Origin of the sequence: Roseateles sp. PN1, assembly GCF_038419725.1 — a bacterium.
GTDB lineage: Bacteria > Pseudomonadota > Gammaproteobacteria > Burkholderiales > Burkholderiaceae_C > Paucibacter_A.
This window is the reverse complement of record NZ_JBCARA010000012.1, coordinates 1-26,670: the sequence shown is the minus strand read 5'-3', so window position 1 is coordinate 26,670 and position 26,670 is coordinate 1. Positions and strand designations below refer to the sequence as shown.

The 26,670-nt window shown below is 63.9% G+C and carries 28 protein-coding genes; 21 read left to right on the top strand and 7 right to left on the bottom strand.

Annotation, left to right across the window (positions count from 1 at the left end):
• Positions 1 to 67: 67 nt before the first annotated feature.
• Genes AABB87_RS17800 through AABB87_RS17785 form a run of 4 tightly spaced genes read left to right on the top strand, consistent with a single transcriptional unit; the run spans position 68 to position 3,733 of the window.
• The gene (locus AABB87_RS17800; RefSeq protein WP_341972611.1) at positions 68 to 997 is read left to right on the top strand and encodes a proline racemase family protein; all 930 of its coding nucleotides are present in this window, start codon (positions 68 to 70) and stop codon (positions 995 to 997) included.
• The gene (locus AABB87_RS17795; protein WP_341972610.1) at positions 994 to 2,163 is read left to right on the top strand and encodes an NAD(P)/FAD-dependent oxidoreductase; all 1,170 of its coding nucleotides are present in this window, start codon (positions 994 to 996) and stop codon (positions 2,161 to 2,163) included. Before AABB87_RS17800 ends, AABB87_RS17795 begins: the two co-directional genes overlap by 4 nt.
• On the top strand, positions 2,160 to 2,420 hold the full coding sequence (locus tag AABB87_RS17790; RefSeq protein ID WP_341972609.1) for a (2Fe-2S)-binding protein: 261 nt from the start codon (positions 2,160 to 2,162) through the stop codon (positions 2,418 to 2,420). Before AABB87_RS17795 ends, AABB87_RS17790 begins: the two co-directional genes overlap by 4 nt.
• Entirely contained in the window at positions 2,417 to 3,733 is a 1,317-nt protein-coding gene (locus AABB87_RS17785; protein ID WP_341972608.1) for an FAD-dependent oxidoreductase, read from the top strand. Before AABB87_RS17790 ends, AABB87_RS17785 begins: the two co-directional genes overlap by 4 nt.
• Here the strand turns inward: AABB87_RS17785 and AABB87_RS17780 are convergent.
• Together AABB87_RS17780 and AABB87_RS17775 are read right to left on the bottom strand one after the other, a co-directional pair.
• Positions 3,709 to 4,965 (bottom strand): rhodanese-like domain-containing protein, encoded by a 1,257-nt coding sequence (locus AABB87_RS17780; RefSeq protein ID WP_341972607.1) that lies wholly within the window; start codon positions 4,963 to 4,965, stop codon positions 3,709 to 3,711. The two genes, AABB87_RS17785 and AABB87_RS17780, sit on opposite strands and share 25 nt — an antisense overlap.
• Before the next feature lie 105 nt (positions 4,966 to 5,070).
• Entirely contained in the window at positions 5,071 to 5,283 is a 213-nt protein-coding gene (locus AABB87_RS17775; protein ID WP_058718376.1) for a hypothetical protein, read from the bottom strand.
• Between the two features lie 292 nt (positions 5,284 to 5,575).
• On the opposite strand from AABB87_RS17775, the gene AABB87_RS17770 reads away from it, so the two are divergent.
• Positions 5,576 to 6,139: a thymidine kinase gene (locus AABB87_RS17770; RefSeq protein WP_341972606.1), complete on the top strand. Its 564-nt coding sequence runs from the start codon at positions 5,576 to 5,578 to the stop codon at positions 6,137 to 6,139.
• A gap of 186 nt (positions 6,140 to 6,325) precedes the next feature.
• Here the strand turns inward: AABB87_RS17770 and AABB87_RS17765 are convergent, their stop codons facing one another.
• Positions 6,326 to 6,562 (bottom strand): hypothetical protein, encoded by a 237-nt coding sequence (locus AABB87_RS17765; RefSeq protein ID WP_082679664.1) that lies wholly within the window; start codon positions 6,560 to 6,562, stop codon positions 6,326 to 6,328.
• 199 nt (positions 6,563 to 6,761) lie between these two features.
• Positions 6,762 to 7,520, bottom strand: coding sequence for an enoyl-CoA hydratase/isomerase family protein (locus AABB87_RS17760; RefSeq protein ID WP_058718374.1), 759 nt, complete (start codon positions 7,518 to 7,520; stop codon positions 6,762 to 6,764).
• Positions 7,521 to 7,787: 267 nt separating this feature from the next.
• Here AABB87_RS17760 and AABB87_RS17755 point away from each other — a divergent pair, with 267 nt between their 5' ends.
• From AABB87_RS17755 to AABB87_RS17745, 3 genes are all read left to right on the top strand, one after another.
• Positions 7,788 to 8,825, top strand: a complete 1,038-nt coding sequence (locus AABB87_RS17755; protein ID WP_341972605.1) for a branched-chain amino acid ABC transporter permease — start codon at positions 7,788 to 7,790, stop codon at positions 8,823 to 8,825.
• Between the two features lie 63 nt (positions 8,826 to 8,888).
• Entirely contained in the window at positions 8,889 to 10,667 is a 1,779-nt protein-coding gene (locus tag AABB87_RS17750; RefSeq protein WP_341972604.1) for a branched-chain amino acid ABC transporter ATP-binding protein/permease, read from the top strand.
• Positions 10,668 to 10,680: 13 nt separating this feature from the next.
• Positions 10,681 to 11,415 (top strand): ABC transporter ATP-binding protein, encoded by a 735-nt coding sequence (locus AABB87_RS17745; protein WP_341972603.1) that lies wholly within the window; start codon positions 10,681 to 10,683, stop codon positions 11,413 to 11,415.
• On the opposite strand, the gene AABB87_RS17740 is transcribed toward AABB87_RS17745, so the two are convergent.
• Positions 11,385 to 12,980, bottom strand: a complete 1,596-nt coding sequence (locus AABB87_RS17740; RefSeq protein ID WP_341972602.1) for a glycine betaine ABC transporter substrate-binding protein — start codon at positions 12,978 to 12,980, stop codon at positions 11,385 to 11,387. The two genes, AABB87_RS17745 and AABB87_RS17740, sit on opposite strands and share 31 nt — an antisense overlap.
• An 81-nt stretch (positions 12,981 to 13,061) precedes the next feature.
• Between AABB87_RS17740 and AABB87_RS17735 the strand changes: the two genes are divergently transcribed.
• The 8 genes from AABB87_RS17735 to AABB87_RS17700 all read left to right on the top strand — a co-directional run bounded on the left by AABB87_RS17735 (position 13,062) and on the right by AABB87_RS17700 (position 19,390).
• On the top strand, positions 13,062 to 13,547 hold the full coding sequence (locus AABB87_RS17735) for a CreA family protein (RefSeq protein WP_341972601.1): 486 nt from the start codon (positions 13,062 to 13,064) through the stop codon (positions 13,545 to 13,547).
• A 225-nt stretch (positions 13,548 to 13,772) separates the two neighbouring features.
• The gene (gene fusA / locus AABB87_RS17730) at positions 13,773 to 15,848 is read left to right on the top strand and encodes an elongation factor G (RefSeq protein WP_341972600.1); all 2,076 of its coding nucleotides are present in this window, start codon (positions 13,773 to 13,775) and stop codon (positions 15,846 to 15,848) included.
• 176 nt (positions 15,849 to 16,024) lie between these two features.
• Positions 16,025 to 16,621, top strand: coding sequence for a hypothetical protein (locus AABB87_RS17725; RefSeq protein WP_341972599.1), 597 nt, complete (start codon positions 16,025 to 16,027; stop codon positions 16,619 to 16,621).
• A 284-nt stretch (positions 16,622 to 16,905) separates the two neighbouring features.
• Positions 16,906 to 17,106 carry a hypothetical protein gene (locus tag AABB87_RS17720; protein WP_341972598.1) on the top strand — a complete coding sequence of 67 codons (201 nt, stop codon included), beginning with the start codon at positions 16,906 to 16,908 and terminating at the stop codon, positions 17,104 to 17,106.
• Between the two features lie 48 nt (positions 17,107 to 17,154).
• Positions 17,155 to 17,424: a hypothetical protein gene (locus tag AABB87_RS17715; RefSeq protein ID WP_341972597.1), complete on the top strand. Its 270-nt coding sequence runs from the start codon at positions 17,155 to 17,157 to the stop codon at positions 17,422 to 17,424.
• Positions 17,425 to 17,456: 32 nt separating this feature from the next.
• Positions 17,457 to 17,834 carry a TipAS antibiotic-recognition domain-containing protein gene (locus AABB87_RS17710; protein WP_341972596.1) on the top strand — a complete coding sequence of 126 codons (378 nt, stop codon included), beginning with the start codon at positions 17,457 to 17,459 and terminating at the stop codon, positions 17,832 to 17,834.
• Positions 17,835 to 17,919: 85 nt separating this feature from the next.
• The gene (locus AABB87_RS17705) at positions 17,920 to 18,774 is read left to right on the top strand and encodes an HDOD domain-containing protein (RefSeq protein ID WP_341972595.1); all 855 of its coding nucleotides are present in this window, start codon (positions 17,920 to 17,922) and stop codon (positions 18,772 to 18,774) included.
• 10 nt (positions 18,775 to 18,784) lie between these two features.
• The gene (locus tag AABB87_RS17700; protein ID WP_341972594.1) at positions 18,785 to 19,390 is read left to right on the top strand and encodes a methyltransferase domain-containing protein; all 606 of its coding nucleotides are present in this window, start codon (positions 18,785 to 18,787) and stop codon (positions 19,388 to 19,390) included.
• A 51-nt stretch (positions 19,391 to 19,441) separates the two neighbouring features.
• Here AABB87_RS17700 and AABB87_RS17695 read toward each other — a convergent pair whose 3' ends face one another.
• A complete protein-coding gene (locus AABB87_RS17695) occupies positions 19,442 to 19,924 on the bottom strand; it encodes an Lrp/AsnC family transcriptional regulator (RefSeq protein WP_058718363.1) in 483 nt (160 codons plus the stop codon).
• Positions 19,925 to 20,109: 185 nt separating this feature from the next.
• Between AABB87_RS17695 and hppD the strand changes: the two genes are divergently transcribed.
• Positions 20,110 to 21,243: a 4-hydroxyphenylpyruvate dioxygenase gene (hppD, locus tag AABB87_RS17690; protein WP_058718362.1), complete on the top strand. Its 1,134-nt coding sequence runs from the start codon at positions 20,110 to 20,112 to the stop codon at positions 21,241 to 21,243.
• A 72-nt stretch (positions 21,244 to 21,315) separates the two neighbouring features.
• Here the strand turns inward: hppD and AABB87_RS17685 are convergent, their stop codons facing one another.
• Complete coding sequence (locus AABB87_RS17685; RefSeq protein ID WP_341972593.1) at positions 21,316 to 22,305, bottom strand: esterase/lipase family protein; 990 nt, start codon at positions 22,303 to 22,305, stop codon at positions 21,316 to 21,318.
• Between the two features lie 60 nt (positions 22,306 to 22,365).
• Here AABB87_RS17685 and AABB87_RS17680 point away from each other — a divergent pair, with 60 nt between their 5' ends.
• The 4 genes from AABB87_RS17680 (at position 22,366) to AABB87_RS17665 (ending at position 26,498) form a co-directional block, all read left to right on the top strand.
• On the top strand, positions 22,366 to 23,109 hold the full coding sequence (locus AABB87_RS17680) for an FFLEELY motif protein (RefSeq protein ID WP_341972592.1): 744 nt from the start codon (positions 22,366 to 22,368) through the stop codon (positions 23,107 to 23,109).
• An 88-nt stretch (positions 23,110 to 23,197) separates the two neighbouring features.
• Positions 23,198 to 24,913: a long-chain-fatty-acid--CoA ligase gene (locus AABB87_RS17675; protein ID WP_341972741.1), complete on the top strand. Its 1,716-nt coding sequence runs from the start codon at positions 23,198 to 23,200 to the stop codon at positions 24,911 to 24,913.
• Positions 24,913 to 25,860: an MBL fold metallo-hydrolase gene (locus tag AABB87_RS17670; protein ID WP_341972591.1), complete on the top strand. Its 948-nt coding sequence runs from the start codon at positions 24,913 to 24,915 to the stop codon at positions 25,858 to 25,860. The genes AABB87_RS17675 and AABB87_RS17670 overlap by 1 nt, the downstream gene beginning before the upstream one ends.
• 17 nt (positions 25,861 to 25,877) lie before the next feature.
• Entirely contained in the window at positions 25,878 to 26,498 is a 621-nt protein-coding gene (locus AABB87_RS17665; protein ID WP_341972590.1) for a 2'-5' RNA ligase family protein, read from the top strand.
• The last annotated feature ends 172 nt before the right edge of the window (positions 26,499 to 26,670 follow it).

Here is a 26,670-nt window from a genome sequence, read left to right as displayed (position 1 = left end):
GACCAAACGATTCATTGATTGAGATTGAGTAACTCCCTGGCCCGGCAACGGGCGGACTGAGCCACACATGCGACTGATTGACTCCCACACCGGCGGCGAACCCACCCGCTTGATCATCGATGGCGGCCCCGATCTGGGCCAAGGCAGCATGGCCGAGCGCCTGCAGATTCTGCGTGAGCAGCACGATCACTGGCGCCGCGCCCTGATGCTGGAGCCGCGCGGCTCCGAGGTGCTGGTGGGCGCTCTGCTCTGCGCCCCGCAAGACCCCGCCAATTGCTGCGGTGTGATCTTCTTCAACAACGTCGGCTATCTGGGCATGTGCGGCCACGGCAGCATCGGCCTGATCGCCAGCCTGGCCTATCTGAGCCGCATCCAGCCGGGCCTGCACCGCATCGAAACACCGGTGGGCCTGATTGAAGCAAGGCTGGCCGAGGACGGCGCCGTCAGCATCGCCAATGTGGCCAGCTACCGCGAGGCCACAGCCGTGGCCGTCGATGTGGCCGGCCATGGCCGCGTGCACGGCGATATCGCCTGGGGCGGCAACTGGTTCTTCCTCTGCGACGACCATGGTCTGGAGATCGAGGCACGCAATGTCGAAGCCTTGACCGATCTGGCTTGGCGCATCCGCCAGAGCTTGGCGGCGGCGGGGCATGACAAGGTTGACCACATCGAGCTGATCGGCGCCTCCCGCAATCCGAACCACGACCAGGCCAAGAGCGCCCGCAACTTTGTGCTCTGCCCCGGCAAGGCCTACGACCGCTCCCCCTGCGGCACCGGCACCAGCGCCAAGGTCGCCTGCCTGGCTGCCAACGGCAAGCTGCAGCCCGGCGAGTTATGGCAGCAGGAAAGCGTGATCGGCAGCAGCTTCGAAGCCAGCTATCAGCTGGGCGCCGAGGGTCAGGTCTTGCCCACCATCACCGGCCGTGCCTTTGTGACGCTGGACGCCACGGTGGTGCAGCAGGCGGGCGATCCCTTCGGCTGGGGTATCCCCGTTTGACCCAAGGCCTGAAGGCCAGGCGCAGCGCCGATGTGCTGATCGTCGGCGGCGGCATCGTCGGCGCGGCTTGCGCGCGGGCCTTTGCGCGCCAGGGCTTGAGCGTGGCCGTGATCGAGCCCGGCCCAGTGGGCGGCGGCGCCACGGCTGCGGCCATGGGCCATCTGTTGCTGGCCGACGCCTTGGACGGCAGCGCCACGGCGCAGGCCGAGCATGCGCTGACCCGCCGCAGCCTGCAGCTCTGGGACGAATGGCTGGGCGAGTCAGGCGCCCACAAAGGCAACGCCGAGGCAGCAGAACTGGCGCGCTGCGGCACGCTGTGGATTGCCGCGGACAAGGCCGAACTTGGCCTGGCCCTGCGCAAATGCGCCTGGTTGAATGAGCGCGGCATCGGCGCAGAAGTCCTTGGCGCTGATGCCTTGGCCCGCGCCGAGCCGCTGCTGCGGCCCGGCCTTGCCGGCGCCTTGTTGGTGCCGGGTGATGCGCGCATCTATCCACCCAAGGTGGCGGCACGCTGGTTAAGCCAAGCGCGTGCCGAAATCATTCCTGGCCGCGCGGTCGGCTTCGACGGCCACAGCGTGCACCTCGCCGACGGCCGCCAACTCTGGGGCGCCATGATCGTGCTGTGCGCCGGCCTGGCCAGCCAGCGTTGGTTGCCGCCCGGCAGCCTGGTGGCCAAAAAGGGCCACTTGGCCATCACCCAGCAATACCCAAACACCATCACGCATCAGCTGGTGGAGCTGGGCTATCAAAGCAAGGCCCATGCGGTGGACAGCGACTCGGTGTCCTTCAATGTGCAGCCCCGGCCCGGTGGGCAGATCTTGATCGGCTCTTCGCGCCAGTTCCCCAAACCCGACCAGGCGGAGGATGAGCAAATAGACATGGCCACATTGCAATCCATGCTGGCCCACGCCTGCAGCTATCTGCCCGCCCTGGCCGGCATGAATCTGCTGCGCTGCTGGACTGGTCAGCGGCCCGCCAGCAGCGACGGCCGCCCGCTGATCGGCGCCCACCCCGAATACCCCCGCGTCTGGCTGGCCACCGGCCATGAAGGCCTGGGCGTGAGCACGGCGCTTGCCAGCGCTGAATTGCTGGCCGAGCTGAGCCTGCAAGCCACGCCCACCTTGTCACCTGAACCCTGGGCGCCACAACGCTTTTTCGCCGCATGAACAGCACTCACGCCAGCCCAATCCTGCTGCACATCAACGGCCAGCCCCATCAGGTGCAAGGGCCATGCACGGTTGCCGCCGCTTTGGCGCAAGCGGGCGTGCAGGCCACGCGGCGCTCCGCCACCGGGCAGCCGCGCGCGGCCTTTTGCGGCATGGGTGTGTGCCAGGAATGCCGCGTCAACATCGACGGCATCGCGCAGCGCCTGGCCTGCCTGACGCCGGCAAGCGAAGGCATGGCCATTGAGGTGACGACATGACCCGGCTGCACGCCGATGTGTTGGTTGTGGGCGCTGGGCCAGCCGGCATCGCGGCTGTTTGCCAGCTGGCCGAAGCCGGCAAGTCCGTCATTTGGATCGACTCGGGCTCGAACGCCGGCGGGCAGATTTGGCGCACTCAACTACCGGCACGCTGGCAAGCACGACTGGAGGCAGTCGCGGCAAAGGTCCAACATCTGGCTGGCCATGCCGTGGTCAGCCCACTGCCCGCAGCGGCCGGCCAGCACGCCCTGCTGCTGCAAAGCCAGCAAGAGCCCAGCGCGGCGGCATTCGCCGTGCAAGCGCCGAATGTGCTGCTGGCGACGGGTGCGCGTGAACGCTTCATCCCCTTCCCGGGCTGGACCCTGCCCGGTGTCACCGGCGCTGGCGGCCTGCAGGCTTTGGTCAAGCAAGGCTGGCCACTGAAGGGCAAACGGGTTGTGGTGGCAGGCAGCGGGCCGCTGCTGCTGGCCACCGCACGCACGCTGCAAAGCCATGGCTGCGAGCCCAGTTTGATTGCCGAGCAAACCAGCAAAACGCGGTTGAGCCAGTTCGCGCTGCACCTGGATGCGCGCTTCTGGGCGCAAGCGGCATCAATGGCCTGGCAGCTGCGCCGCGTGCCCTTTCAAAGCGGGACCTGGGTGCTACGTGCCCTGGGCGAAGAAAAGCTGGAAGCCGTGGTGCTGAGCGACGGCCGGCGCGAATGGACCCAAGCCTGCGATGCGCTGGCCCTGGGCTACGGCCTGCTGCCCAACACCGAACTGGCCGCGCTGCTGGGTTGCGCCCTGCAGGCCGGCGCCATACAGGTCGATCAGCAACTGCAAACCAATGTGCCCGGCCTTTATGCCGCGGGCGAATGCACGGGCATTGCCGGCGTCGACAAAGCCTTGGCGGAAGGCGGCTTGGCCGCGCAGAGCATCTTGGGCCAGCAGCGCCAGCGCGCACCCGCTGCCCTGCGGCGGGCGCGCCGCCATGGCCAGTTGCTGGCACAGTCTTTTGCTTTGCGCCCGGAGTTACTGCAATTGGCCGAGGCCAAAACCATCATCTGCCGCTGCGAGGATGTGAGCCTGGGCGAACTCAAAGCGCAACGCAGCTGGCGCGACGCCAAGCTGCAAACCCGCTGCGGCATGGGGGCCTGTCAGGGCCGCATCTGCGGGCCCATCTGTCAAGATTTGCTGGGCTGGCCCGCAGGCGCCGGTGAGCGCGCAGTGCGCGCGCCCTTGCAGCCGACGCCCATCTCGGCCTTTCTAAGCCCCGGCGTCAGCATGCCTGCCGACACCTCTCAGAAAGATCAGGGCGATCCTTCGATCTTGTAACCCGCTGCCCGCCATTCCGGGAAGCCACCACGGAACCAGTAGACCTTGCTGTAACCGGCCTTAACGGCGACGTGGCTGGCCTTGAAGCTCTTCCAGCATTCCGCACCGTTGCAGGCGAACACCAAGGCAGCAGCCTTGTTGGCAGGCAACTGGGTCAGATCGAACTTGTCATCCTCGACCTTGAAGTCAGCCTCTTTGGCGCTCTTCTCGTGATACGGCACCGACTTGGCGCCCGCCGCATGGCCAGCCTTGAACTCGGCCTCGCTGCGGGTATCGATGAAAAGTGCACCGCCCTGCATCAACTTCGCCACGGCCGCTGCGTCCACCTGCGTCGCGCCAGGCAAAGTGCGCGGGGTGAAATAGCCCAGGGTCGACACGTACTCGAAGGCTTCGCCACCGACCGCCTGCAGCTTCAGGCTGCCCGCTTGCGCGCCTTGCAGCGAGGCCCGCAGGCCTTCAGCAGTCAGCGTGCCACCGGGTTTCAGCGCCACACTCAAACCCGGCACGGCCTTGCTTTGCATCACCACCTTGAGTGACTCACCGGCTGCCTGCCATCGCTCAAACACGGCCCGCTCCACCGCCACCACATCGCAGCGACGGATCTGCAAGCAGACCAGCAAGGCATCTTGATAACGGCTTTCCAGCACGGCGCCGAAATGTTGCTTGATGGTGCTGTTGCTGGCATTGATTTCGCCGCGCAACAAATAGGTGACGACGCTGTCCTGCATCGGCAGGCCTAGGCGCTTACCGGCGGAGTCAGACAGCTTGTTGATGCTGCTGTTCTGCGGCGCCACCAACACGGCCTGCACCGTCTTGTCCATGGTTGCCACGGGCTGATAGCCGTAGCGCAAGGCGCTGCCCACCACATGGGCGGGGCCCACCACCAGATCATTCAGCCGCGAGCGAGTGGCACTCAAATCGGCCGTCGCATCATTGGATTGAGTCAGCTGCAGTCCGCCAGCGGCACGCTCGCGCCGCAACGACTGCTCCAGCACCTGGCGCCATTCACTGAACACCGCGAAGCGCGACTGCTCACCCTGGTCACCCGGATTGACCACCACACTCAGTGGCGCCGCAACGCTGCAAAGCGGCAAAGCCAAAAGGGCAAGCGAGGCCAGCACGCCGCGCGAACGCGACGCTAGCGCTTGCTGTGCGGATGAACGGCCGGCAACACGCAAAAAGCGCGACGCCAGTGAATTGCGTGAGCGATGGAGTTGGGTTGTGAGTGCCATCTCGCCAGTCTAGGTCACCCAAACCGCCCTACCGAAGTCAGCCCGCGCAATGCGCGCTAGATCAAGGCAAAAAACTGCCCAGTCGTGAGCTTCTCACGCCTGCGCTCAAACGCTGTCTTTTGGCTTGGCGCAGCCCGGCTTGCAAACCACCTCGGTGCGGCCGAGGACACGCTTGGACTGCAAGTTACTCGGCGTGCGGTGCTTGCCGCATTTGAAGCAAGAACGCGTATGCCCGCTGCCCAAAAAGGGTGAGCCCCCCAGCTTGGACTCATAACGCAGGCCGTTATCGCTCACGGCGGTGTAGGTATCTTTGGTCATTGTTGTCGCTGGTTCGAAAGTACAGACCATCGTCGCTGGTGGCGTTGATGGCACTTTTGGCACTTGCAGCACTTTTGGCCCAGACTGGATTGACAGCCTGACCTAGATGCGTGCCCCCCTCTTCTCAATAGTAGGTGTAGCTTCTTGGGTTTGACTACCTCGCTTGCCCCATGTTTTGTCACAATTCGCGTCCCCGCGACCATCGAAGTAGGGGGTAGCACCGTTCAGGTGCTATTCCAGGCCCGGCTTGGTGGTTTTGCTATCGTCGCCTTCACAACTTTTTCACTCATCCATGGCCAAACTGTTCTTTCGCTATGCCGCCATGAACGCCGGGAAATCAACGGCCTTGCTGCAAGTTGCACACAATTACGAGGAGCGTGGCCATAGCGTTCGGCTCTTCACCGCTCAGCTGGACGACCGCTATGGCCGCGGTCAAATCACTTCGCGCTTGGGGCCGCAGAGGGAGGCGGAGTTGTTCAACGCCGACACCGACTTTTTGCGCGCGCACGAGCAAACACAAAGCAAGATCGCCTGCATCCTGATCGATGAGGCTCAGTTCCTGCTGAAAAGCCAAGTCTGGGCCCTGCATGAGCTGGCCCATTTGCACAATGTGCCGGTGATTTGCTACGGCCTGCGCACCGACTTTCGCGGGGAGCTGTTCAGCGGTTCAGCCAGCCTTTTGGCGCTGGCCGACGAAATGGACGAGATGAAGACCATCTGCGACTGCGGCCGTAAAGCCACCATGAATATGCGCGTGGATGCCCAGCAGCGCAAAGTCACCGAAGGCCAGCAGTTGGAGATCGGCGGCAACAGCCGTTACCGCTCGGTCTGCGGGCGTTGCTTCCGGCAGTCTTGAGTCTTGTGTGGCAGACCGCTCGAGCGCAAGCGAGTAGTTCTGTTGCCCACTGATTCAGCGGGCTATGTACGCGGCAAAGCGGCCACGGCGCAAACCGCGTGCACAGCACCTTCGCACCGCGCAAAAAGAAAAACAGGCCAGTGCGCGAAGCATCTGGCCTGTTCTTTTGCTCAATTCACAAGGGAATCAAGGCTTGGCAAGTTGCTCGTCGAGCTCCTTGCAGGAAGGCGCGCAAACGGGTTGAGATTTGCCCAAGAGCTTCCTGGACTTGAGCATCGCGCGCGGACGATGTTTGCCGCACATAAAGCACGACATGGTTGCTGCACCAAAGGATGAGGTCGCCGCGAAAGGCGAACCTGGTGCTTTAGAGCGGTAGCGCAGACCATCGGCTTCGATGGTCGTTTTAGTACTGTCCTTGGCCACGTCGGTCCTGATAGTGAGTTGATGAGGATGAAAATGCCCATGCGCCCTGATCCGAACTTATGCAGTTCAGCCGGACGCATGTGCCAACTCCTCTATTTTCCCACGTTCTGAGCCGACTTCAGCGCCAGCTTTGCCCGACTTCGTGCCCAAGTTGACGGGGATATCCCTTATTTGAAGGCAATTCGAACCTGGATTGAAGCTAGCGGCCGAGAAAAACCGGCGTCCGCCGCTCGCCCCAGGCCGCCACGCCTTCGGCCAAATCGGCGGAGGCCACCGAGCACGCCAGGTCTTGCTGCAGCGCCGCCACATCCAGTTGACCGCGCGCGATGGCATTGAGGTGCTTCTTCATGCCCAAGAGCGCCAAGGGCGCCATGGCCAGCAACTGATCCAGCAGGGTTTGTGTGGCCGCTTCCAGCGCGGCCGCATCGGGCAGCAGACGATCCAGAAAGCCGCTGCTCAACATGGCCTGGGCGTCCAGGGTCTCGCACAACAGCAGCACCCGTTTGGCCCAGGGCAGGCCCAGGCGGGTGACATAGCGCTCCAGCCCGCCGCGATAGAAATGCAGCCCTAAGCGGGCGGCGGGTACAAACATCTCGCAACTCTGCGTGCCGAGGCGGAAGTCGCTGGCCAGAGCCAGATCCGTGGCGCCACCGTAAATACCGCCTTGAATCATGGCCACCGTGACCGGCCGGGCGGCTTCCCAGTCATCGGCCAAGGCTTCGAACAGGGCGCCGGCATCCACGCCAGGCACCGCGCCAATATTGAAGCCGCTGCAGAAATGCTTGCCCTCGGAGGCCAGCAGCAGCACTCGCACCGCTTCCGCTTCGTTGACTTGGGCGAGCTGCGCCCGCAGCAATTGCAAATCAGCAATTTCCAGACGGTTGGCGACCCGGGGACGGCGCAGGGTGATACGGGCCAAAGGGCCGTCGATGGTGAGTGAGGGGGCATGTCCAGTCATAGCCACGAAAGCTTAGCACCCTAGGCTAGGCGCAGACTGACTGGACTGTGGCCTCGCCGTGCCTGCATTTCTCGCTGTTTTGAGCGGCGCAGGCCTTTGCACATAGCCCCACGGCAACACTCGACTGTCAGTCAAAAAACATCAAAGCAAATTCGACCGACCAGTCGGACGAAACATTTGCGCTTTGTCAATGCGGCACAGCACCGAGAGCCATTCCGGGCTTTTTCAGTAGAGTGCACCGCAAGCCTTCCGGAGACCTACGCCCTTATGGATTTCTCAATCGCCAGCATCCTGATGCTAGACGGCCTGACCAACGGGGCGATTTACGCCTTGCTGGCCCTGGCCACCGTGCTTGTGTTCGCCGTCACTCGCATCATCTTCATTCCGCAAGGTGAGTTTGTGGCCTTTGGCGCCCTCACCCTGGCGGGCCTGCAAATGGGCAAGACCCCCGGCACCATCGCCTTCTTGCTGGTCTTGGCCGTCCTGGTGGCTGTGCTGGATCTGGTGGCCGGGCTGCGCGCCGGCAAAGCCGTCGGTCTGGTCGTGAAACAGGTACTGCGCGCGCTATTGCCGCCCGCGGCCATCGGCCTGCTGGCCTTGTGGGCGGCGCCGCAGCAGTTGTCGCTGCTGCTGCAAGTCTTGCTGACGCTGGCCGTTGTCACGGCCATGGGGCCGCTGCTGTATCGGCTGGCTTACGAGTCCTTGGCCGAGGCCTCGGTGCTGGTGCTGCTGATCGTGTCAGTTGGTGTGCACTTCGCTTTGACCGGCCTTGGCCTGGTGTTTTTCGGCGCCGAGGGTTCACGCAACCCGAGCTTTTGGGATGCATCTTTCACGGCCGGGCCGCTGCTGATATCGGGGCAGACGCTGATCATCATCCTGGCCTCGGCCGCGCTGATCATCTCGCTGTGGTTGTTCTTTGAGCGCAGCCTGTACGGCAAGGCTTTGCGGGCCACGGCGGTGAACCAGTTGGGCGCCCGCCTGATGGGTATTTCAAGCAGTTCAGCCGGACGCTTGTCCTTCACGATGGCCGCCTTCATCGGCGCCTTGTCGGGCGTCTTGATCAGCCCGACCACCACGATCTTCTACGACAGCGGCTTCCTGATTGGCTTGAAAGGCTTTGTCGCCGCCGTCTTCGCCGGCCTGGCCAGCTACCCCGGTGCGGCGCTGGGCGCCGTGCTGGTGGGCTTGCTGGAGTCCTTCAGCTCCTTCTGGGCCAGCTCCTTCAAGGAGGTGATTGTGTTCACCTCCATCTTGCCGGTGCTGCTGTGGCGTTCGCTGCGCAACCCGCATCACGAAGAATCCTAAAACCTTGTGGGGCAGGCGAGCCTGGCCAATGCCGGCACGCACTGCCCCCAACTGGCGAAGAAAATGAACTTGCGAAAAATCTTTTCCCTGGCCGCCCTGGCCCTGCTGTTCGCCCTGCCCTTGCTGCCGGTGCCTGAGTTCTGGATCACCCAGCTCAACTACATCGGCCTGTTCGCGCTGGTCAGCGCCGGCCTGGTGCTGCTGACCGGCGTGGGCGGCCTGACCTCCTTCGGCCAAGCCGCTTTTGTGGGTCTGGGCGCCTACACCACGGCCTTGCTGAGCACCCAGTTTGGCGCCTCGCCCTGGCTGGGTCTGTTGGCCGGTTTGCTTGTCACGGCCGGTGTGGCGCTGGTGCTGGGCCTGCTGACCCTGCGCATGTCGGGCCACTACTTGCCGCTGGCCACCATCGCCTGGGCTTTGAGCCTGAACTACACCATGGCGAATATGGAGTTCCTGGGCAAGTACGACGGCATCCAGGGCATGCCGCCCATCCACTTCCTCAACATCAGCCTGCAAGACGGCCGCGCCATCTACTACCTGATCTGGGTGATCGCCCTGCTGGCGGCCTGGGGCTTGCTGAACCTGCTGGACTCACGCTCGGGCCGGGCCATCCGCGCCCTGAACGGCGCCACCACCATGGCCGAAGCCATGGGCGTGTCGACCTTCCGCTACAAGGTCATCATCTTCGTGTTGGCGGCCTTGCTGGCCTCGATCTCGGGCTGGCTGTTTGCCCACCTGCAGCGCAGCGTCAACCCCAGCCCCTTCGCGCTGAAGATGGGCATCGAATACCTCTTCATGGCCGTGGTGGGCGGCGTGGGCACGGTGTGGGGCGCTTTCATCGGCGCGGGCGTGTTCAAGATCATCGAAGACCAGCTGAAGGAGCTGCTGCCCGCCCTGCTGGGCAGCAGCGGCAATTTCGAAATCATCGTGCTGGGCATCGTGCTGGTGCTGATCATTAAGTACGCGCCCAAAGGCATCTGGCCTTACACGACCGCAGCCTTGTCACGCTGGTTCCCGGCCGAGCCGCGCAAGCGCGATTGGCAAGGCGCAGCACCCCTGCAGGCACGCGACAAGCCGGCGCCGCAGGAATTACTGCTGGACGTTGACAAGGTGCGCAAGCAGTTCGGCGGCTTGGTGGCAGTAAACGATGTGTCCTTCCAGATCCATGCCGGCGAGATCATCGGCCTGATCGGCCCCAATGGCGCGGGCAAGAGCACCACCTTCAATCTGATCTCGGGCGTCTTGCCTTTGAGCAGCGGCGGCGTGCGTTTCCGCGGCCAGGCGGTGGGCGGCAAAACTTCGCGCGAGATTGCCCGCATCGGCATGTCGCGCACCTTCCAACACGTCAAGATGATTGCCGACATGACGGTGCTGGAGAACGTCGCGCTGGGCGGTTATTTGCGCAGCAACAAGGGCGTGGCGGCAGGCGTTCTTGGCCTCGACAAAGAGGAAGAAAAGCGCCTCTTCGCTGAGGCCGAAAAGCAGCTCCAGCGCATAGGCATGGCCGGGCAGATGTTTGAGCTGGCCGGCAACCTGGCCCTGGGGCCGCAACGCCTGATGGAGATCGCCCGCGCCCTGTGCACGGACCCAGCCTTGCTGCTGCTCGACGAGCCCGCCGCGGGGCTGCGCCACAAGGAAAAGCAAGCCCTGGGCGAAGTGCTGCGCCAGCTCAAGCGCGAAGGCATGAGCGTGCTGCTGGTGGAACACGACATGGAATTCGTGATGGGCCTGACCGACCGCATCGTGGTGATGGAGTTCGGCACCAAATTGATTGAGGGCACGCCGGACGAAATCCAGGCCAGCCCCATCGTGCGCGCCGCCTACCTCGGCACCGACCATTGAGAGACACCGTCAGATGAGCAAATTACTTCTTGATGTGAAGGGCCTGCACGCCGGCTACGGCCGCGCGGAGGTGCTGAGCAATCTCAGCCTGAACCTGCCCGAAGGCGCGGTGGTGACCGTGATCGGCCCCAATGGCGCGGGCAAGAGCACCACGCTGAACGCCTTGATGGGCGTGCTGCCCGCCAAGGGTCAGGTCTTGCTGGACGGCGAGGACATCAGCACCCTGGGCTTGGAAGAGCGGGTGATGAAGGGCCTGGCCTTGGTGCCCGAAAAGCGCGAGCTCTTCACCACCATGAGCGTGGTGGACAACCTGATCCTCGGCGGCTACCGGCCCATGCGCCTGGGCCAGCAGGACTGGCGCGAGGGCCTGGACAAGGTCTACGCCCTGTTCCCTCGCCTGAAAGAGCGGCGTGAGCAATTGGCCGGCACCTTGTCGGGCGGCGAGCGGCAAATGCTGGCCGTGGGCCGCGCCCTGATGGCGCAGCCCCGCGTGCTGATGCTGGACGAGCCCAGCCTCGGCCTGGCGCCACTGGTGGTGAAGGAGATTTTCCGCATCGTCGCGCGCCTGCGCGATACGGGCGTGTCCATCCTGCTGATCGAGCAAAACGCCCGCGCCGCGCTGGAAGTGGCCGACTACGGCTATGTGCTGGAGACCGGCGAAATCGGTTTGCAAGGCCCGGCCAATGAGTTGGCGCGCGACCCCCGTGTGATCGAAACCTATCTGGGTGCGGCCAAAAAGTCCGCCTGATCCGGGCGCCGCAGCTGGCGGGCAAGAAGAGCAAACAAGCCCTCGAACGCCAGCGCCAGCAGCGCAGCGGGCAAAGCGCCAGCCAGCAGCAAGCCGCGGTCGTTGAGCGCCAAGCCGGTGACGATGCGTTCGCCATAGCCACCCGCGCCGATGAAGGCGGCGATGGTGGCCGTGCCCACGGCAATGCTGGTGGCGGTGCGCAGGCCGGCCAAGATCACCGGCGCGGCCAGCGGCAAGTCAATCAAGCGCAGGCGCTGCCAGGTCGTGAAACCCATCGCCATGCCGGCCAAGCGCAGGCCCGCCGGCACTTCGGCCAAGCCGGTGCAGGTATTGCGCATGATGGGCAGCAAGGCATAGAGCGTCAGCGCCAGCAAGGCGGGCAATGTGCCGATCTGATTGAAGGCCGAGATCAACACGGCCAACAGCGCCAGCGCCGGCACGGTTTGCGCCAGACCCGTGGCGCCCAGCACAAGACCGCGCAGCCGCGAATGCGGCGCCACCCAGGTGGCCAAGGGAATGCCCAGCAATGCCGCCAGGCCCACGGAGCCCAAAACCAGGCTCAGATGCTGCCAAGTCAATCGGGCCAGATCCGGGCCGGTGAGCTTGACCCAATAGCTATTGGTGGAAACAGTTGACGCAGGCAAGGCGGACGGCGCCGGCCCGGCCGCCAGGAATTCCTTGGCAATCGCCGCAAAGCCCTGCCCCTGCAATTCCGCTTGGGCATTCATGCGGATCATCGCCGCCTCGTCGATGCGGCCACGCAGGCTGTGCAGCTTCGCCCAGGCTTCGGGGTGGCGCTGCGGCAGGTCTAGCCGGTACAGCAGCATCGCGTCATAACGCGCAAAGTAAGCGCCATCATCTTGCAGCAGGCGCAGGCCTTGCTGCGCGATTTTGGCGTCGGTGGTGTAGATGTCGATCACATCCACCTGGCCAGCCGCGATGGCTTCGAAGGCCAGGCCGTGGTCCAGGCCTTGCGGCTTGTGCTTCAAGCCGTAGCGCTGCGCCAAGCCCGGCCAACCGTCGGCGCGGCCGATGAACTCATTGCTGAGGCCCAGGCGCAACCCCGGCTGATGGGCCAGATCGGAGAGCTTGGTTAAACCCAGGCGCTGCGCCAGATCCGCTTGCACCGCCAGGGCATAGCCGTTGTTGAAGCCCAGGGCAATGTCCAGGCCCAAACCCAGGGGCTTGAGTTGGGCGCGCAGGGTAGCGAGATCGGTGGGCCCGCTGTTCTTCAGAATCTCGCGATTCACCGTGCCCAAATACTCGGGATAGAGATCGATGCTGCCGGCCTGCAAGGCCGCGTAGACGATGGCCGTATTGCCCAGGCCTTGCTTGATTTCAACCCGACTGCCCACACTGCCAGCCTGCACGGTCTGCGCCAGCACCTCGGCCAGGATGTAGCTCTCGGTGAAGCGCTTGGAGCCAATGCGCAGAGGCTCGGGCTCGGCGAGCGCCGCTGTCGCCCAAAAAAGCGTCAAGAGCGAGACACCCAAGACGCCCAAAACGCCCAACAGCGCCCAGCCTCGCAGGGGCGCGCGCAGCACAGCATGCGACAGGTGGCTCATGGCTTGCAGCATAAAGGCTGAGAACAATAACCACCGCTCGGAGATACTGCCCCCACTCATCGCGACCGGATTTCCCTGCCCATGAAACACGCATTCCCCTCCTTGCTTGCCCTGACCGCCGCCCTGCTGCTGACGGCCGCCCCCAATCTGCGTGCCGACCCAGTGGGCGAAGTCGACACCGTGTTCAAGCTGATTGGCCCGGATCACAAAATCGTGGTCACCGCCTACGACGACCCCAAGGTGCCAGGCGTCACCTGCTATGTGTCGCGCGCCAAGACCGGCGGCGTTTCGGGGGCACTCGGGTTGGCGGAAGACAAGTCCGAAGCCTCGATCGCCTGCCGCCAGACTGGCACGATCAGCTTCGCCAAGCCCTTGCCCAAGCAAGAAGAGGTGTTCAGCGAGCGCGCCTCGCTGGTGTTCAAGCGCCTGCGCGTGGTGCGCATGGTGGACGCCAAACGCAATACCCTGGTCTACCTAACTTACTCCGACCGCGTCATCGAAGGCTCACCGCAAAACAGCGTGACGGCCGTGCCGGTGGACAAAGCCAGCCCCATCCCGCTCAAGTAGACGGCACACCGGGCCGATTGCCGACGTTCGCCGGCAGCATGTTGGCCGCAAGTGGGCGGAAGCGAAGGCACATCGCCGCAGCCGGGAGGCCGGGGCTGAATGGGTGAGCGCGTCGATCCGTGAGCGAACAGCGACTTGCGAAATGGGGCTTGAAAGCCCGCAAGGCTTCACTTACGCTGGGGCGTTCGACCGCAACACCGTGATGCCAGCAAAAAGGAGCCGCCCATGCCCAGCCCTCTTTCCATTGCAGCGCAGGCGCCCTCGCCTGCTGATGTGAGCGGCATTCGCAGCCTGGCCCTGCTCGGGGCGGCGGCCTCGGGCAAGACCACGCTGTTGGAGGCCTTGCTGCAACACAGCGGCGTGACCGCGCAGGCAGGCACGGTTGAGCGCGGCAACACGGTCAGCGACTTCGATGGGCTGGAGCGGCGCTTGCAGCACTCGCTGTATGCCAGCCTCGTTCACATGGATCATGCCGGCCTGCGCATCCACGCCATCGACACCCCCGGTGCGCCGGACTTCATCGGCCAATCCCTGCCCGCGCTGGAAGCGGTGGACTCGGCCGTGATCGTGATCAACGCGCAGAACGGCCTGGAGTTGATGGCCTCGCGCATGCTGGAGGCAGCCGGCCAGCGCGGCCTATGCCGGCTGATTGTGATCAACAAGATCGATGCGGCCGAGCTGAACCTGCCGGCCCTGCTGGCGCAATTGCAAGAAGTGTTCGGGCGCGAATGCCTGCCACTCAATCTGCCGGCCGATGGCGGGCGCCGCGTGCAGGACTGCTTTTTCGCCAGCAGCGGCGCGGCCGATTTCTCCAGCGTTGCCGAGGCCCACCGCGCGCTGGTGGAGCAAGTGGTGGAGGTGGACGCCGCCTTTGTTGACCGCTACCTCAACGATGGCGATGTGGATCCGCGCGAACTGCACGAGCCGCTGGAGCAGGCCTTGCGTGAGGGCCATCTGATTCCGGTTTGCTTCACCTCCGCGCGCAGCGGCGCGGGCGTGGCGGAGTTGCTGGCCATCATCGGCCACCTGCTACCCAACCCGGCCGAGGGCAACCCGGCCCGCTTTGTGCGCGGTGAAGGCGCGGACGCTGAAGCGCTGGTGCTGCGCCCCGAGCCCAGTGCCCATGTGCTGGCCCATGTGTTCAAGGTCAACTCAGACCCTTATCTGGGCAAGCTCGGCATGTTGCGCGTGCACCAGGGCACGCTGAGCCGCAACAGCCAGCTCTTCGTCGGCCATGCGCGCAAGCCGGTGCGCATCGGCCACCTCTTCCTTTTGCAAGGCGCCAAGCACATCGAGGTGGACCGCGTGCTGCCGGGGGAGCTGTGCGCGGTGGCCAAGATCGATGAATTGGTTTACGACGCCGTGCTGCATGACGCGCCCGAGGACGAGCACATCCACCTCGCCCCGCTGGAGTTTCCGCAACCCGTGCATGGCCTGGCCATCGCGCCGGCCCGCCATGGCGACGAGCAGCGCCTGTGGGAGACCCTGCATCGCCTGGCCGAGGAAGACCCCTGCCTGAAGATTGATCGCGACGGCCAGACCGGCGAGACCGTCATCTTTGGCCTGGGCGACTTGCATCTGCGCATGCTGCTGGAGCGCTTGCGTGAGAGCTACCGCTTCGAAGTCATCACCCATCCGCCCCGGGTGGCCTACCGCGAGACCATCGCGGCAGCCGCCGAAGGCCATTACCGCCACAAGAAGCAAAGCGGCGGGGCCGGCCAGTTTGGCGAGGTCTATCTGCGCATCGAGCCCTTGCCGCGCGGCGGCGGCTTTGAGTTCGTGGATGCGGTCAAAGGCGGCACGATACCCGGCCAGTTCATGCCGGCGGTTGAGAAAGGCGTGCGCGCCGGCCTGGCGGCAGGCGTGGTGGCGGGCTACCCGCTGGTGGACTTGCGCGTCACCGTGTTCGACGGCAAACACCATTCGGTGGACAGCAAGGAGATCGCCTTCGTCACCGCGGGAAAACGCGCCCTGATGGTGGCCGTGCGCGAAGCCCGCCCGCTGGTGCTGGAGCCGATGGTGACGCTAGAGATCACCACCCCGGCCGCCGCCATTGGCGACATCACCGGCGACCTCGCGGCGCGGCGCGGCCAGGTCAACGGCACGCGCAACCCGGTGCCGGATCGCATCATCGTGCAAGGCCTGGCACCGCTGGCCGAGTTGTCCAGCTACCAGACCCGGCTCAATGCCATGACCAGCGGCCAGGGCCGCTACACCGTCGAGTTATCGCATTACGAGCCCGTGCCGCCAAACACGCAGGCGGCCCTAATGGCGGCGCACAAGGTCAGCGAGGAAGAATAGGCCGAGGGTGCCCGCGCTGCACGAGCCTGCACAGCGCCGCAACGGCGCGGCGGCACGGCGAGTTACAGCCAGGCCTCGCGCTTGCGGTACTTCATCAGGCCTTGGCTCTGCCTTGACCGGATCCCGGAAAGCACCTGCCGCAGCGCCGCAGCATGTCCTCGCTTTATCATTGGGGCATGACCTCCTCCCCCGTGGACGTCGCGCAGGTCCGTTTGGACAACGCGATGCGCCTATTCGAAGAATTCGTTGCCCTCTCCGTCAAGCACCCCGACCCGGCCACTCTGCGCGGGCTGGAGCGGCGCTTCGCCGAACGTTTGCAGATCCAACCCAGCTACTGGAGCCAGATCAAGAGCCGCTCACGCCAGATCGGCGAACGCCTGGCGCGCCAGTTCGAGCAGCTGTTTCACAAGCCGCCTTACTGGATGGACCAGCCCCAGGCGGCCCCGCAAGCGGGAAAAAGCGCAGCCCAGGACGAGATGCCCAGCCTGCCCCAGGATGATGATGAACGCTTTATCGTCGGCCTGGTCTTGACCTATTACCGCCGCCACCCGCAGCGCGCCCGCACCCGTTTGCTGGACCTGCTGGGTGAGGTGCTGACGCTGCCTGCGGCCACACCAGCTGCACCGACGCCGCCCAAGCCAACGCCTGTGAAGGCCCTGGCCAAGGGCATCGCCGCGCCCGGCAACTCTGCGCCCGCAGGCGGTGCCGCCGAACTGGACGAGTGGCGACGCTTGCAGCAAGGCATCGCGCCACTCAAACCAAAGAAGCGCTAGGTCAAAACCAGCGCCAGCACTTTGTGATAAATACAACTTGCGCAAGATAAACAAACGTTTATCATTTGCGCAAGTTGTGATGACGCACATCGCAACGAAGTCGCGCCATCCCAGCAACACCCGCTGCGCTCTGTTCTGAGCGCCGCATTGACCGCACGCCATCTCGCCGACACCCCCGGTTCAGCCGCGGCATGGCCTGCGCTTTTCGCTCTCTCGTCCTGATCTCTTGAAACACGCTGCCGCGCTGCAGTTGCGCCGCTGCATTGCCTGAAAAGGAATTTGTCATGCCTCAGTTCACCTCTCCACGCCCCTTGGGCGGCCCTGCCTTGCTCAAGCTGCGCAAGCCGCGAAATCCCTTGGTGGCCCCGGCGCTGATGCGCCAGGCCGGCCGCCACGGTGGCAGCCAGGCCGCCAAACGCCAGCAGGCGCAAACCGAATTGCGCCAACAAATTCAAGCCCTGGGCCGGCCCGACCGCTGTCCCTGACGCCAATCACGCGGTGCTGCCAGCGCTCACCGCCTCAGGAGAAGAATCATGTTGAGATTGAGAGACTTGCACGGCGCTCACGACAGCCGCGAGAGCTGCCTCATCACCCACCAAGCTTGGCGCCTGCGCCTGGTCACTACCTTGCTGTGGGCCAGCGCCTTGCTGACCCGCATGGCCTGTCGGCTGCAGCGCCTGCACCGCCGCGGCGGCCGGGGCAAGCCCGAGCTGGAGTTCTACAGCGAAGCCGCCGCACCCGAGGGCGCGCTGTATGTGGATGGCCACTTGCTGGGAACCTTGCCTGGCGTGACGCGGCTGTGAAGCAAAACCCAAACCGTCCTATCAAGAAGGCGATGCAAAACTCCTATGCCGAAGAACTCGATCAATGCCGCCAGGCCTTGATCGAGGAACAAAACCACTCACTGGCCAGCACCGCGCAGTGGTCCCATGTCGACAAGCGCCAGGCGCATGCCGACTGGGACGCGCTGTACCAGCGGCTGGCCCAGCTGGTGGACCGCAGCCCCGCGCAAGCGGATGAGGTTCAGGCGCTGATGGCCCAGCACTACGCCATTGCCAGCCGCTTCTTCCGCCCCAGCAAACTGGCTTACATCGGCATGGCTTTGTTCTATGCCGAGAACACCGAGATGCGCAACTTCCACAACAGCTACCACCCGAATATGGTGAGGTTCTTGCGTGAAGCCATGGCAGCCCACGCGCATCAAATGCTCTAACTGGAGGTCGTGCGCAGGCGCAGGTGAGGCCGCGATAGGATGACGCATTCAAATGCGCAGCATCGCCTCCCGGGACATCACCGCCATGTCAGATCCTCTTCCCTTGCCGCCCTTGCGCCAGGCCCTGCCGGACCTGGCCAGTTGGGTGGCATTTTTCAGTGCCGCTGAAATTCCGGTGCTGGCCGAAACCGCCGATCACCTCGAGCTGATGCGCGCCAACGAGGACGCGGCCGATGCCAACAACCTCGGCGAGATGATGGGCAGCGACCCGCTGATGAGCCTGAAGGTGCTGGCCCATGTGGCCCAGCAACGTGCCGGCCAGGCGTCGAGCCATGTGCAGACCGATGCCGAGACCGTCATCGCAGCGCTGGTGCTGATGGGCATCACGCCCTTCTTCCGCGCCTTCGGCCCGCAAGCGGTGGTGGAGGAACGCCTGGCCCTGCAGCCCTGGGCGCTGGAAGGCTTGCAGCGTGTGCTGCGCCGCGCCGATCGTGCCGCCCACATGGCCTTGAGCTTTGCGGTGCACCGGCTCGACCCGGATGCGCCGGTCATCCACAGCGCCGCGCTTTTGCACGACTTCGCCGAAATGCTGATGTGGGTGCATGCGCCAGAGCTGGCGCAAGAAATGCGCCGCCGCCAATTGGCCGACCCGCAGCTGCGCAGCGCCGAGGTGCAGCGCCAGGTGCTCAATATCGAGCTGGCTGATCTGGAGCGCGCCTTGCTGCGCGAGTGGCATCTGCCGGAGCTGCTGCAGAACATCATCGACGACACGCGCGAGCACGACCCGCAGGTGCAATGCGTCAAGCTCGCCATCCGCGTGGCGCGCCACACGGCGGACGGTTGGGACAACGAGGCCGTGCCCGATGACGTCTGCGAGATTGCCGACCTGCTCAAACTCGGCAACCAAGCCACCCTGAATCTCTTGCATGAATTTGACTGAAAGACCCACCATGGCCGGCCCCAGCCCCGAATTTTGGAAAGAACGTTTCGCCAGCGGCCAGACCGCCTGGGACCGCGGCGCGCCGCACCCGCAATTGCTGCAGTGGCTGACAGCCGGCGTGATTCGCCCCGGCATGAACATCCTGGTGCCGGGCTGCGGCCGCGGCCATGAACTGGTGGCGCTGGGCGAGGCCGGCGTGGCCGCCATCGGGCTGGACTACACCCCCGCCGCCGTGGAGATTGCGCGCGCCAAGCTGGGCCAACTGCCGGGCCGGGTGGATCTGGCCGATGTGCTGCAGTGGCAGGCGCCGGAGCTGCTCGACCGGGTCTACGAACAGACCTGCTTGTGTGCCCTGCACCCGGATCATTGGCAGACCTATGCCGCGCAGATTCACCGCTGGCTCAAGCCCGGCGGCTACCTACTGGCCTTGTTCATGCAAGCGCGGCGCGACAACGCCAGCGAGGGCGCGGTGGAAGGCCCGCCCTATCACTGCGACATCAATGCGATGCGGGCCCTGTTCCCGGCCACGCTCTGGGATTGGCCCGCGCCGCCCTATGCCTCACAAGCCCACAACCAAGGCTGGTTTGAGCTGGCGGTGCAGCTGCGCAAGCGTTAAGCCAATCTAAGCCCAGCAATGCCCAGCTAAGCCTCGCCCAGGGCAGCATCCTCACACCGGCACGGCGGTGGTGTTCTTCAGGTGGTCCAGCACAAAGCTGGTTTTGCAGTCCTGCACGCTAGGGTGCTTGAGCAAGGTGTCGGTGATGAAGCGGGCGTAATGCGCCATGTCCTGCACCACCACGCGCAGCAGATAGTCCATCTCGCCGGTCAGCGCCGCGCATTCCACCACCTCCGGCCAGGTCTGCACCGCCGCGCGGAACAAATCCATCGGGTTGCGCTTATGGCTCTCGGTGTGTTTTTCCAGGCGCACATTGATATAGGCCGTCAGCCCCAAGCCGACCTTGGCGGGCGCCACCAGGGCCACATAGGCGGAGATGGCGCCGCTTTCTTCCAGGCGCCGCACGCGGCGCAGCACCGCCGAAGCGGAAAGGCTGACTTGCTCGGCCAAGGCGTCGTAAGTGACGCGGCCGTCAAGCTGCAACGCTCTCAGAATGCGCCGATCAATCGCATCAAGCTGAATTTCATTTCCCATTCTGCAAAGTGTCGCAGGATTCCTGCGCGGCAGCGCTCGCGCACGCCTGAGTTCGCATGAATCCTGCGCAGCTCCGACCCTACAGTCACAAGTCTTTCGCAGGGCCGCCGCCGGGATTGATTGACGCCGCATTCAAGGCGGGCACGGGGCGAGTTCTGCTGGCGCAAAACATCTAGGAGCAAAACATGGCATTCACCCCCTGGGACAACCCGATGGGCACCAACGGCTTTGAGTTCATTGAATTCGCCGCCCCCGAACCCGCCCAACTGGGCAAGCTGTTTGAAACCATGGGCTTCACCGCCGTGGCCAAGCACCGCCACAAGAACGTCACGCTGTACCGCCAAGGCGGCGTGAACTTCATCATCAACGCCGAGGCCGACTCCTTCGCTCAGCGCTTCGCGCGCTTGCACGGCCCCTCGATCTGCGCCATTGCCTTCCGCGTCAATGATGCGGCTCAGGCCTACAAGCGCGCGCTGGAATTGGGCGCCTGGGGCTTTGACAACAAGGCCGGACCGATGGAGCTGAACATCCCGGCCATCAAGGGCATTGGCGATTCGCTGATCTATTTCGTTGACCGCTGGCAAGGCAAGGATGACGCCCCGCAAGGCGCCATCGGCAATATCAGCATCTACGACGTCGACTTCGTGCCGCTGCTCGACGCCGAGGGCAAAGCCGTGCCCGCCAACCCCGTGGGCCATGGCCTGACCTATATCGACCACCTGACGCACAACGTCTTCCGTGGCCGCATGAAGGAATGGGCCGAGTTCTACGAGCGCTTCTTCAACTTCCGCGAAGTGCGCTACTTCGATATCGAAGGCAAGCTGACCGGCCTGAAGAGCAAGGCCATGACCAGCCCCTGCGGCAAGATCCGTATCCCGATCAACGAGAGCAGCGACGACAAGAGCCAGATCGCCGAGTACCTGGACCTCTACAGCGGCGAAGGCATCCAGCACGTGGCCATGGGTACGGACAATATCTACAGCACGGTGGAAGGCATGAAGGCCACCGGCGTCGAGTTCCAAGACACCATCGAGACCTATTTCGACCTGATCGACAAGCGCCTGCCCGGCCATGGCGAGAATGTGGATGAGCTGCGCCGCCTGCGCATCCTGATCGACGGCGCCGCCCACCTGGACGCCCCGAACGAGCTGCTGCTGCAAATCTTCTCCAAGGAAGTGATCGGCCCAATCTTCTTCGAGCTGATTCAGCGCAAGGGCAATGAAGGCTTCGGCGAAGGCAACTTCAAAGCCCTGTTCGAAAGCATCGAGCTGGATCAAATCCGCCGCGGCGTTTTGAAGGTGGACGAAGCCGTCAAGTAAACAAGGCCAGGCCGGCGCGGCAGCGCGCCGTCAATGCCAAGCCCTGATGCGCGCCACTCTGGTGGCCGTGCCTCAGGGCTTTTTTGTGGGCGCTGTATGCGCGGCGGGCGTTGTGGCGGCGCCGGCAGGGGCTTGGCCGAGCAATTGCAACAAATCGGCCAACACGCGCGGCGCGAACACCAGGCCCAGATGCCCAACGGCGGTCATTTCGATGGCGTGCGAGCCGGGCAACACGGCCGAGCTGGAGGGAAATACGATCTGATCGCAGTGGCTGAAATAGCAGTCGAACTGCGCGCCCAGGTCCGCCGGCTCCTGCGCTGCCAATTGCGCCAGCCAGGGGCTGCCATAGCGCATCTCGTGGGCATTGCGCGCTGCAGCCATATAGGCCGACCAGGTGCCGGCATGCGGCGTTCCCAAGGTCAGCACCCGGCGCACCCGCGTCGCCCCAGGCACAGCCCCCGAGCCATGTCGCCGCCACCAAGCCCGCACCGCCAAGCCGCCCATGCTGTGCGCCACGATCACCGGTGGCGCGCCTCCGCTAGCCTGCGTCAGCTCACGCAATGCTGTCTCGATGGCATCGGCATAGGCGTCGATCGAGCCAAAGGCGGGCTCAAGCGTCAGCGCGAGATACGGATGGCCGTCGGCCTGCAAGCGCTGCATCCAGCCATTCCACAAACCGCGATTGCAGCAAAAGCCATGCACCAGCAAAACGCCGGTGCGGCGAGGCGGCGGCTGATCAGACGAGGCGGCAAGGGGCAAATTCTGCGCAAAGGCTTGGGCCGCAAAGGGCTGGCGCCAGGAGAAAACCCGCTCCAGCGCGGGCAACTCCCGCCACCAGGCTTGCAACAAGGCCCAGGCGCCAGGGCCATGGCCATGCGGCTGGCGATTGACCCAGGCCAGCGCGGCAAACAAGGGCAGCGACGCCCATGCGTGAGCAAACACTGCCAGCAGCGCCAAAGCAACGCCTAGACCGGGCCGCCCTTGCTGGCCGAAGTAAGCCACGAGCCCCAGGCCCACGCTGAGGCGCAAGAGAAATTGCAGCCGCTGTATCCATGCATTCATGCCTGCAGTGTAAAAGCCGGCACAGGCACAATGAGGCGCAAACCACTGCCCCGGGCGCACATGGATTCAGAAACCTCCGTCACCAGCATCCTGGCCCATTTGCAAGACGTTGAGCGCCATCGCAGCCTGCGCAGCGGCGACCCGGCCTTGTCGCGCCAGGTGGAGGCACTCAAGCATTACCAGCAGCAACGCTTTGCGCGCACTTACACCGATCTGCTGAACTCCAGCCGCTACGCCCAGCCCGCCCGCTTTTTCCTGGAAGATCTCTACGGCCCGGCCGACTTCTCCCGGCGGGACGCCCAGTTCGCCCGCGTGGTGCCGGCGATGGTGAAGCTGTTCCCCAATGAAGTGGTGGCCACCGTGGCCCGGCTTGCCCAGCTGCATGCCTTGTCGGAGAGCTTTGACTCCCGCATGGCCACCTTGCTGGGCAAAGATGCCCTGACGGCGCCCCGCTACGCCCGCGCCTGGTTCAACTGCGGCGACGAAGCGAACCGGCGCCTGCAGATCGAGTTGACGCTGGAGGTGGGCCGCTCACTTGATGAGCTGACCCGCAAGCCCTTGCTGCGCCAGGCCTTGCGCCTGATGCGCGGGCCGGCTGCAGCTGCCGGCTTGGCCGAGCTGCAGAGCTTTTTGGAACAAGGCTTCGACACCTTCAAAGCCATGCGCGGCGCCAGCGACTTTCTGGCCATCGTCCGCCAGCGCGAACTCAACTTGCTCTCGCTGCTGTTCAGCGAGGCCGCCGTCCATCGGCTAGAGACCAATCGCTGTCTCCCAGGTGACGAGCCCCTAGGGCAATTACCCTAGCCGGGAGCGGGCAGCTGCCCGCACCATGGGCGCCAACCACTTTGGAGCTTTGCCCGTGCCTACAGCGACCGCCGACATCCATCGCCTAATGCCTGAATCAAACGGCACTAGCTCAACCGCCAAGCCCTGGCTGAAAAGCTACCCGCCCGGCGTGCAGGCGGAGATCGACTGCGGGGTCTACCGCTCGCTGGTGGATTTGCTGGATGAGGCATTTCGCAAATACGCCAAGCGCGATGCCGCCGAGTGCATGGGCCAGCGGCTGAGCTACGGCGAGCTGGACGCGCATGCCACCGCCTTGGCAGCATGGCTGCAGAGCAAAGGCCTGGCCAAAGGGGCACGGGTGGCCATCATGATGCCCAATGTGCTGCCCTATATGGTGGCCATCGCGGCGGTGCTGCGCGCCGGCTGCATCGTGGTCAACGTCAACCCGCTTTACACGCCGCGCGAGTTGGCGCATCAACTCAAGGACTCCGGCGCGCAAGCCATCATCGTGCTGGAGAACTTCGCCGCCACGCTTGAAGAAGTCATTGACCAGACAGACGTGCGCCAAGTCTTGATCGCCTCCATGGGCGATCTGCAGAACTGGTGGCGCGGCCCGCTGCTGAACTTTGCCGTGCGCCATGTGAAGAAAATGGTGCCCGAGTTCCGACTGCCGACCGACAAGGGTCGCAACGTCACCCGCTTTCACAAAGCCCTGGAAGCCGGCCGCCAACTGAACCTGAAGCGCCCTGAGCTTGGGCCCGACGACGTGGCCTTTTTGCAGTACACCGGCGGCACCACCGGTTTGTCCAAGGGCGCCACGCTGCTGCACCGCAATGTGCTGGCCAATATCTTGCAAAGCGAAGCCTGGTTCATGCCCGCCCTGCAGCAGCGCGGCGATCAGCAACAAGCCCTGACCATTGTTTGTGCGCTGCCGCTGTATCACATCTTCGCCTTGACGGCCTGCTACATGCTGGGCACCCGCATGGGCATGATGAATCTCTTGATTCCCAACCCGCGCGACATCCCCGGCTTCATCGACACCTTGCAAAGCCACAAGGTGCACATTTTTCCGGCGGTCAATACGCTCTTCAACGCCCTGGCGAATGAGCCCCGATTTGCCCGCCTGGACTTTAGCGAATTGCTGATCTCCAATGGCGGCGGCATGGCGGTTCAACAAGCCACCGCGGAGAAGTGGCTCAAGATCACCGGCTGCCCCGTCGTGGAGGGCTACGGCCTGTCAGAGACCGCGCCGGTCGCCACCATCAATCGCCTGGACATCAGCGCCTTCAACGGCAGCATCGGCCTGCCCGTGCCCTCGACCGAGATCGCCATCCGCGATGACGATGGCAAGGATCAACCGATCGGCGTGCGCGGTGAAATCTGCATCCGCGGCCCCCAGGTCATGGCCGGCTACTGGAACCGCCCCGAAGACACGGCCCAAGCCATGTATGCCGACGGCTTCTTCAAGAGCGGCGATATCGGCGTGATGGATGAGACCGGCCATGTCCGCATCGTGGACCGCAAGAAGGACATGATCTTGGTCTCTGGCTTCAACGTCTACCCGACCGAGATCGAACAAGTCGTCAGCATGCATCCAGGCGTGCTCGAATGCGCCGCCGTGGGCGTTAACGACAGCCGCTCAGGCGAGGCCGTCAAACTCTTCGTGGTGAAGCGCGATCAGGCCCTGGCCGAAGAGGACTTGGCCCGCTACTGCCAAGAGCAAATGACTGCCTACAAGCGCCCCAAATACATCGAGTTCCGCGATGAGCTGCCCAAGAGCAATGTCGGCAAGATCCTGCGCCGCGAGCTGCGCAGCAGTTGATGAGCAGCAGCGCCTTGCTGCCCGCCGATGTGCGCATGCTGGAGCGCGGCTGGCTCTCGTCTAACTCTCTGCTGCTGCAGGATGATGAGCAAGGCGCGGTACTGATCGACAGCGGTTACTGCACTCACGGCGATCAAACTTTGGCCTTGGTGCAGCACGCGCTGGCCGATGAGGCCCAGCCAAGCCTTCGCTTGATCGCCAACACCCATTTGCACTCCGACCACTGCGGCGGCAATGCCTTGCTGAGCCAGCACTTCGGCTGCCCGATCGCGATTCCGCCCGGTGATTTCGATGCGGCATTACGTTGGGATGAGGCTGGACTGAGCTATGGCAGCACCGGTCAAACTTGCCCTCGCTTTGTGCCAAGCCAAGTCCTGAGCCCGGGCAGCGAACTGATCCAGGGTCGGCGCCGTTGGCAGATTCATGCAGCCCCTGGTCATGACCCGCATTCCGTCGTTTTGTTCGAACCCGAGGCCGCCATCCTCATCTCTGCCGATGCGCTCTGGCAGCACGGCTTTGGCATCGTCTTTCCGGCGCTAGGCCCAGCAGACAAGGCCTGTGAGCAGGCCTTTGCCGAAGTCGAGGCCACACTGGATCTGATTGAATCACTGCCAGCGTACGTCGTCGTTCCAGGCCACGGCCCTGCATTCAATGATGCCAAGACCGCACTAGCAACTGCCCGAAAGCGCTTGGCCTTTTTCCGGGCGAATCCCCATCGGCACGCCCGCCACGCCGCCAAAGCCTTGATCAAGTTTCGGCTGCTCGAAATCGAACGGCAAAGCCGCCAAGGCCTTCTCAACTGGTTATTGAGCAATACCGTTCACGTCAGCATTTGGCAGAATTACTTCGACGATCAGTCAGTTACAGATTGGAGCTTGGCACTTCTGCAAGAATTGGCCGAAGCGGGTGCCCTCAAACTCCATGATGAGGCGGTCATCAATCTCTGAATTCTTTTTAGCCCGGCATGACAGAACAACTGAAACTACCTGGCTTTGACGCCAGCCTGCCAGGTCTGAGCGCGCAAGCATCACACACGCATTCCGGCCACAACTATGGGCACAAACTCCTGTTCGCGCTTTTTCCATCTGCGGAACAGGCTCAGCACATCCATGAGCGAGCCCAAGCCCTCCTGGCGCAACAGCGCTGGACGGACACGCCGATTGCCGCAGCAGATCTCCACCTCACACTGCAAGTGATTGGCGACTATCTAGACGGTGTGCCAAAAAGCGTTGTGTCGGCAGCCGCGCGAGCGGCCGAGCAGGTCCGCGCAAATGCGATTCAGATTGTGTTCGACCAAGTGCAAAGCCTGACCGGACACGGCGCCCTCGTCTTTCAGCAGGAACATAGGAATCCGGGACTTCAGTCCTTGATCCAACAACTCTCCCAGGCGCTTGCCGAGCATGGCTTCGCACGCCATCCACTGGGAACTCCGCACATGACGCTGCTATTCAGCCATGGGCGAATATCCAAGCAGCCGATTCGACCAATCTCCTGGAGCGCCACTCAATTTGTGCTGATCCACAGTCATGGTGGCAAACACCACCTTGAACGACTGGAGAAATGGCCGTTGGCCAGCTCATACTGAATCCATCACATACAGGGAGCGGCCGCGCGAATATCTACCGCCTAATCTAAAGCGAAGCCCCAAAGCAAAAAACCCCCAACTCTTGCGAGCTGGGGGTTTTGCTTAATATTAGCCTGACGATGACCTACTTTCACACGGGAATCCGCACTATCATCGGCGCTGAGGCATTTCA

What these genes read in the sequence shown, in the direction of transcription:
- AABB87_RS17665 (WP_341972590.1), top strand. Translation starts at nt 25,878, where the DNA reads ATGACAGAACAACTGAAACTACCTGGCTTTGACGCCAGCCTGCCAGGT.
- AABB87_RS17735 (WP_341972601.1), top strand. Translation starts at nt 13,062, where the DNA reads ATGAAACACGCATTCCCCTCCTTGCTTGCCCTGACCGCCGCCCTGCTG.
- AABB87_RS17790 (WP_341972609.1), top strand. Translation starts at nt 2,160, where the DNA reads ATGAACAGCACTCACGCCAGCCCAATCCTGCTGCACATCAACGGCCAG.
- AABB87_RS17705 (WP_341972595.1), top strand. Translation starts at nt 17,920, where the DNA reads ATGTCAGATCCTCTTCCCTTGCCGCCCTTGCGCCAGGCCCTGCCGGAC.
- AABB87_RS17710 (WP_341972596.1), top strand. Translation starts at nt 17,457, where the DNA reads ATGCAAAACTCCTATGCCGAAGAACTCGATCAATGCCGCCAGGCCTTG.
- AABB87_RS17740 (WP_341972602.1), bottom strand. Translation starts at nt 12,980, where the DNA reads ATGAGCCACCTGTCGCATGCTGTGCTGCGCGCGCCCCTGCGAGGCTGG.
- AABB87_RS17695 (WP_058718363.1), bottom strand. Translation starts at nt 19,924, where the DNA reads ATGGGAAATGAAATTCAGCTTGATGCGATTGATCGGCGCATTCTGAGA.
- AABB87_RS17745 (WP_341972603.1), top strand. Translation starts at nt 10,681, where the DNA reads ATGAGCAAATTACTTCTTGATGTGAAGGGCCTGCACGCCGGCTACGGC.
- AABB87_RS17755 (WP_341972605.1), top strand. Translation starts at nt 7,788, where the DNA reads ATGGATTTCTCAATCGCCAGCATCCTGATGCTAGACGGCCTGACCAAC.
- AABB87_RS17760 (WP_058718374.1), bottom strand. Translation starts at nt 7,520, where the DNA reads ATGACTGGACATGCCCCCTCACTCACCATCGACGGCCCTTTGGCCCGT.
- AABB87_RS17700 (WP_341972594.1), top strand. Translation starts at nt 18,785, where the DNA reads ATGGCCGGCCCCAGCCCCGAATTTTGGAAAGAACGTTTCGCCAGCGGC.
- AABB87_RS17725 (WP_341972599.1), top strand. Translation starts at nt 16,025, where the DNA reads ATGACCTCCTCCCCCGTGGACGTCGCGCAGGTCCGTTTGGACAACGCG.
- AABB87_RS17670 (WP_341972591.1), top strand. Translation starts at nt 24,913, where the DNA reads ATGAGCAGCAGCGCCTTGCTGCCCGCCGATGTGCGCATGCTGGAGCGC.
- AABB87_RS17800 (WP_341972611.1), top strand. Translation starts at nt 68, where the DNA reads ATGCGACTGATTGACTCCCACACCGGCGGCGAACCCACCCGCTTGATC.
- AABB87_RS17685 (WP_341972593.1), bottom strand. Translation starts at nt 22,305, where the DNA reads ATGAATGCATGGATACAGCGGCTGCAATTTCTCTTGCGCCTCAGCGTG.
- hppD (WP_058718362.1), top strand. Translation starts at nt 20,110, where the DNA reads ATGGCATTCACCCCCTGGGACAACCCGATGGGCACCAACGGCTTTGAG.
- fusA (WP_341972600.1), top strand. Translation starts at nt 13,773, where the DNA reads ATGCCCAGCCCTCTTTCCATTGCAGCGCAGGCGCCCTCGCCTGCTGAT.
- AABB87_RS17715 (WP_341972597.1), top strand. Translation starts at nt 17,155, where the DNA reads ATGTTGAGATTGAGAGACTTGCACGGCGCTCACGACAGCCGCGAGAGC.
- AABB87_RS17775 (WP_058718376.1), bottom strand. Translation starts at nt 5,283, where the DNA reads ATGACCAAAGATACCTACACCGCCGTGAGCGATAACGGCCTGCGTTAT.
- AABB87_RS17720 (WP_341972598.1), top strand. Translation starts at nt 16,906, where the DNA reads ATGCCTCAGTTCACCTCTCCACGCCCCTTGGGCGGCCCTGCCTTGCTC.
- AABB87_RS17675 (WP_341972741.1), top strand. Translation starts at nt 23,198, where the DNA reads ATGCCTGAATCAAACGGCACTAGCTCAACCGCCAAGCCCTGGCTGAAA.
- AABB87_RS17780 (WP_341972607.1), bottom strand. Translation starts at nt 4,965, where the DNA reads ATGGCACTCACAACCCAACTCCATCGCTCACGCAATTCACTGGCGTCG.
- AABB87_RS17770 (WP_341972606.1), top strand. Translation starts at nt 5,576, where the DNA reads ATGGCCAAACTGTTCTTTCGCTATGCCGCCATGAACGCCGGGAAATCA.
- AABB87_RS17785 (WP_341972608.1), top strand. Translation starts at nt 2,417, where the DNA reads ATGACCCGGCTGCACGCCGATGTGTTGGTTGTGGGCGCTGGGCCAGCC.
- AABB87_RS17680 (WP_341972592.1), top strand. Translation starts at nt 22,366, where the DNA reads ATGGATTCAGAAACCTCCGTCACCAGCATCCTGGCCCATTTGCAAGAC.
- AABB87_RS17750 (WP_341972604.1), top strand. Translation starts at nt 8,889, where the DNA reads ATGAACTTGCGAAAAATCTTTTCCCTGGCCGCCCTGGCCCTGCTGTTC.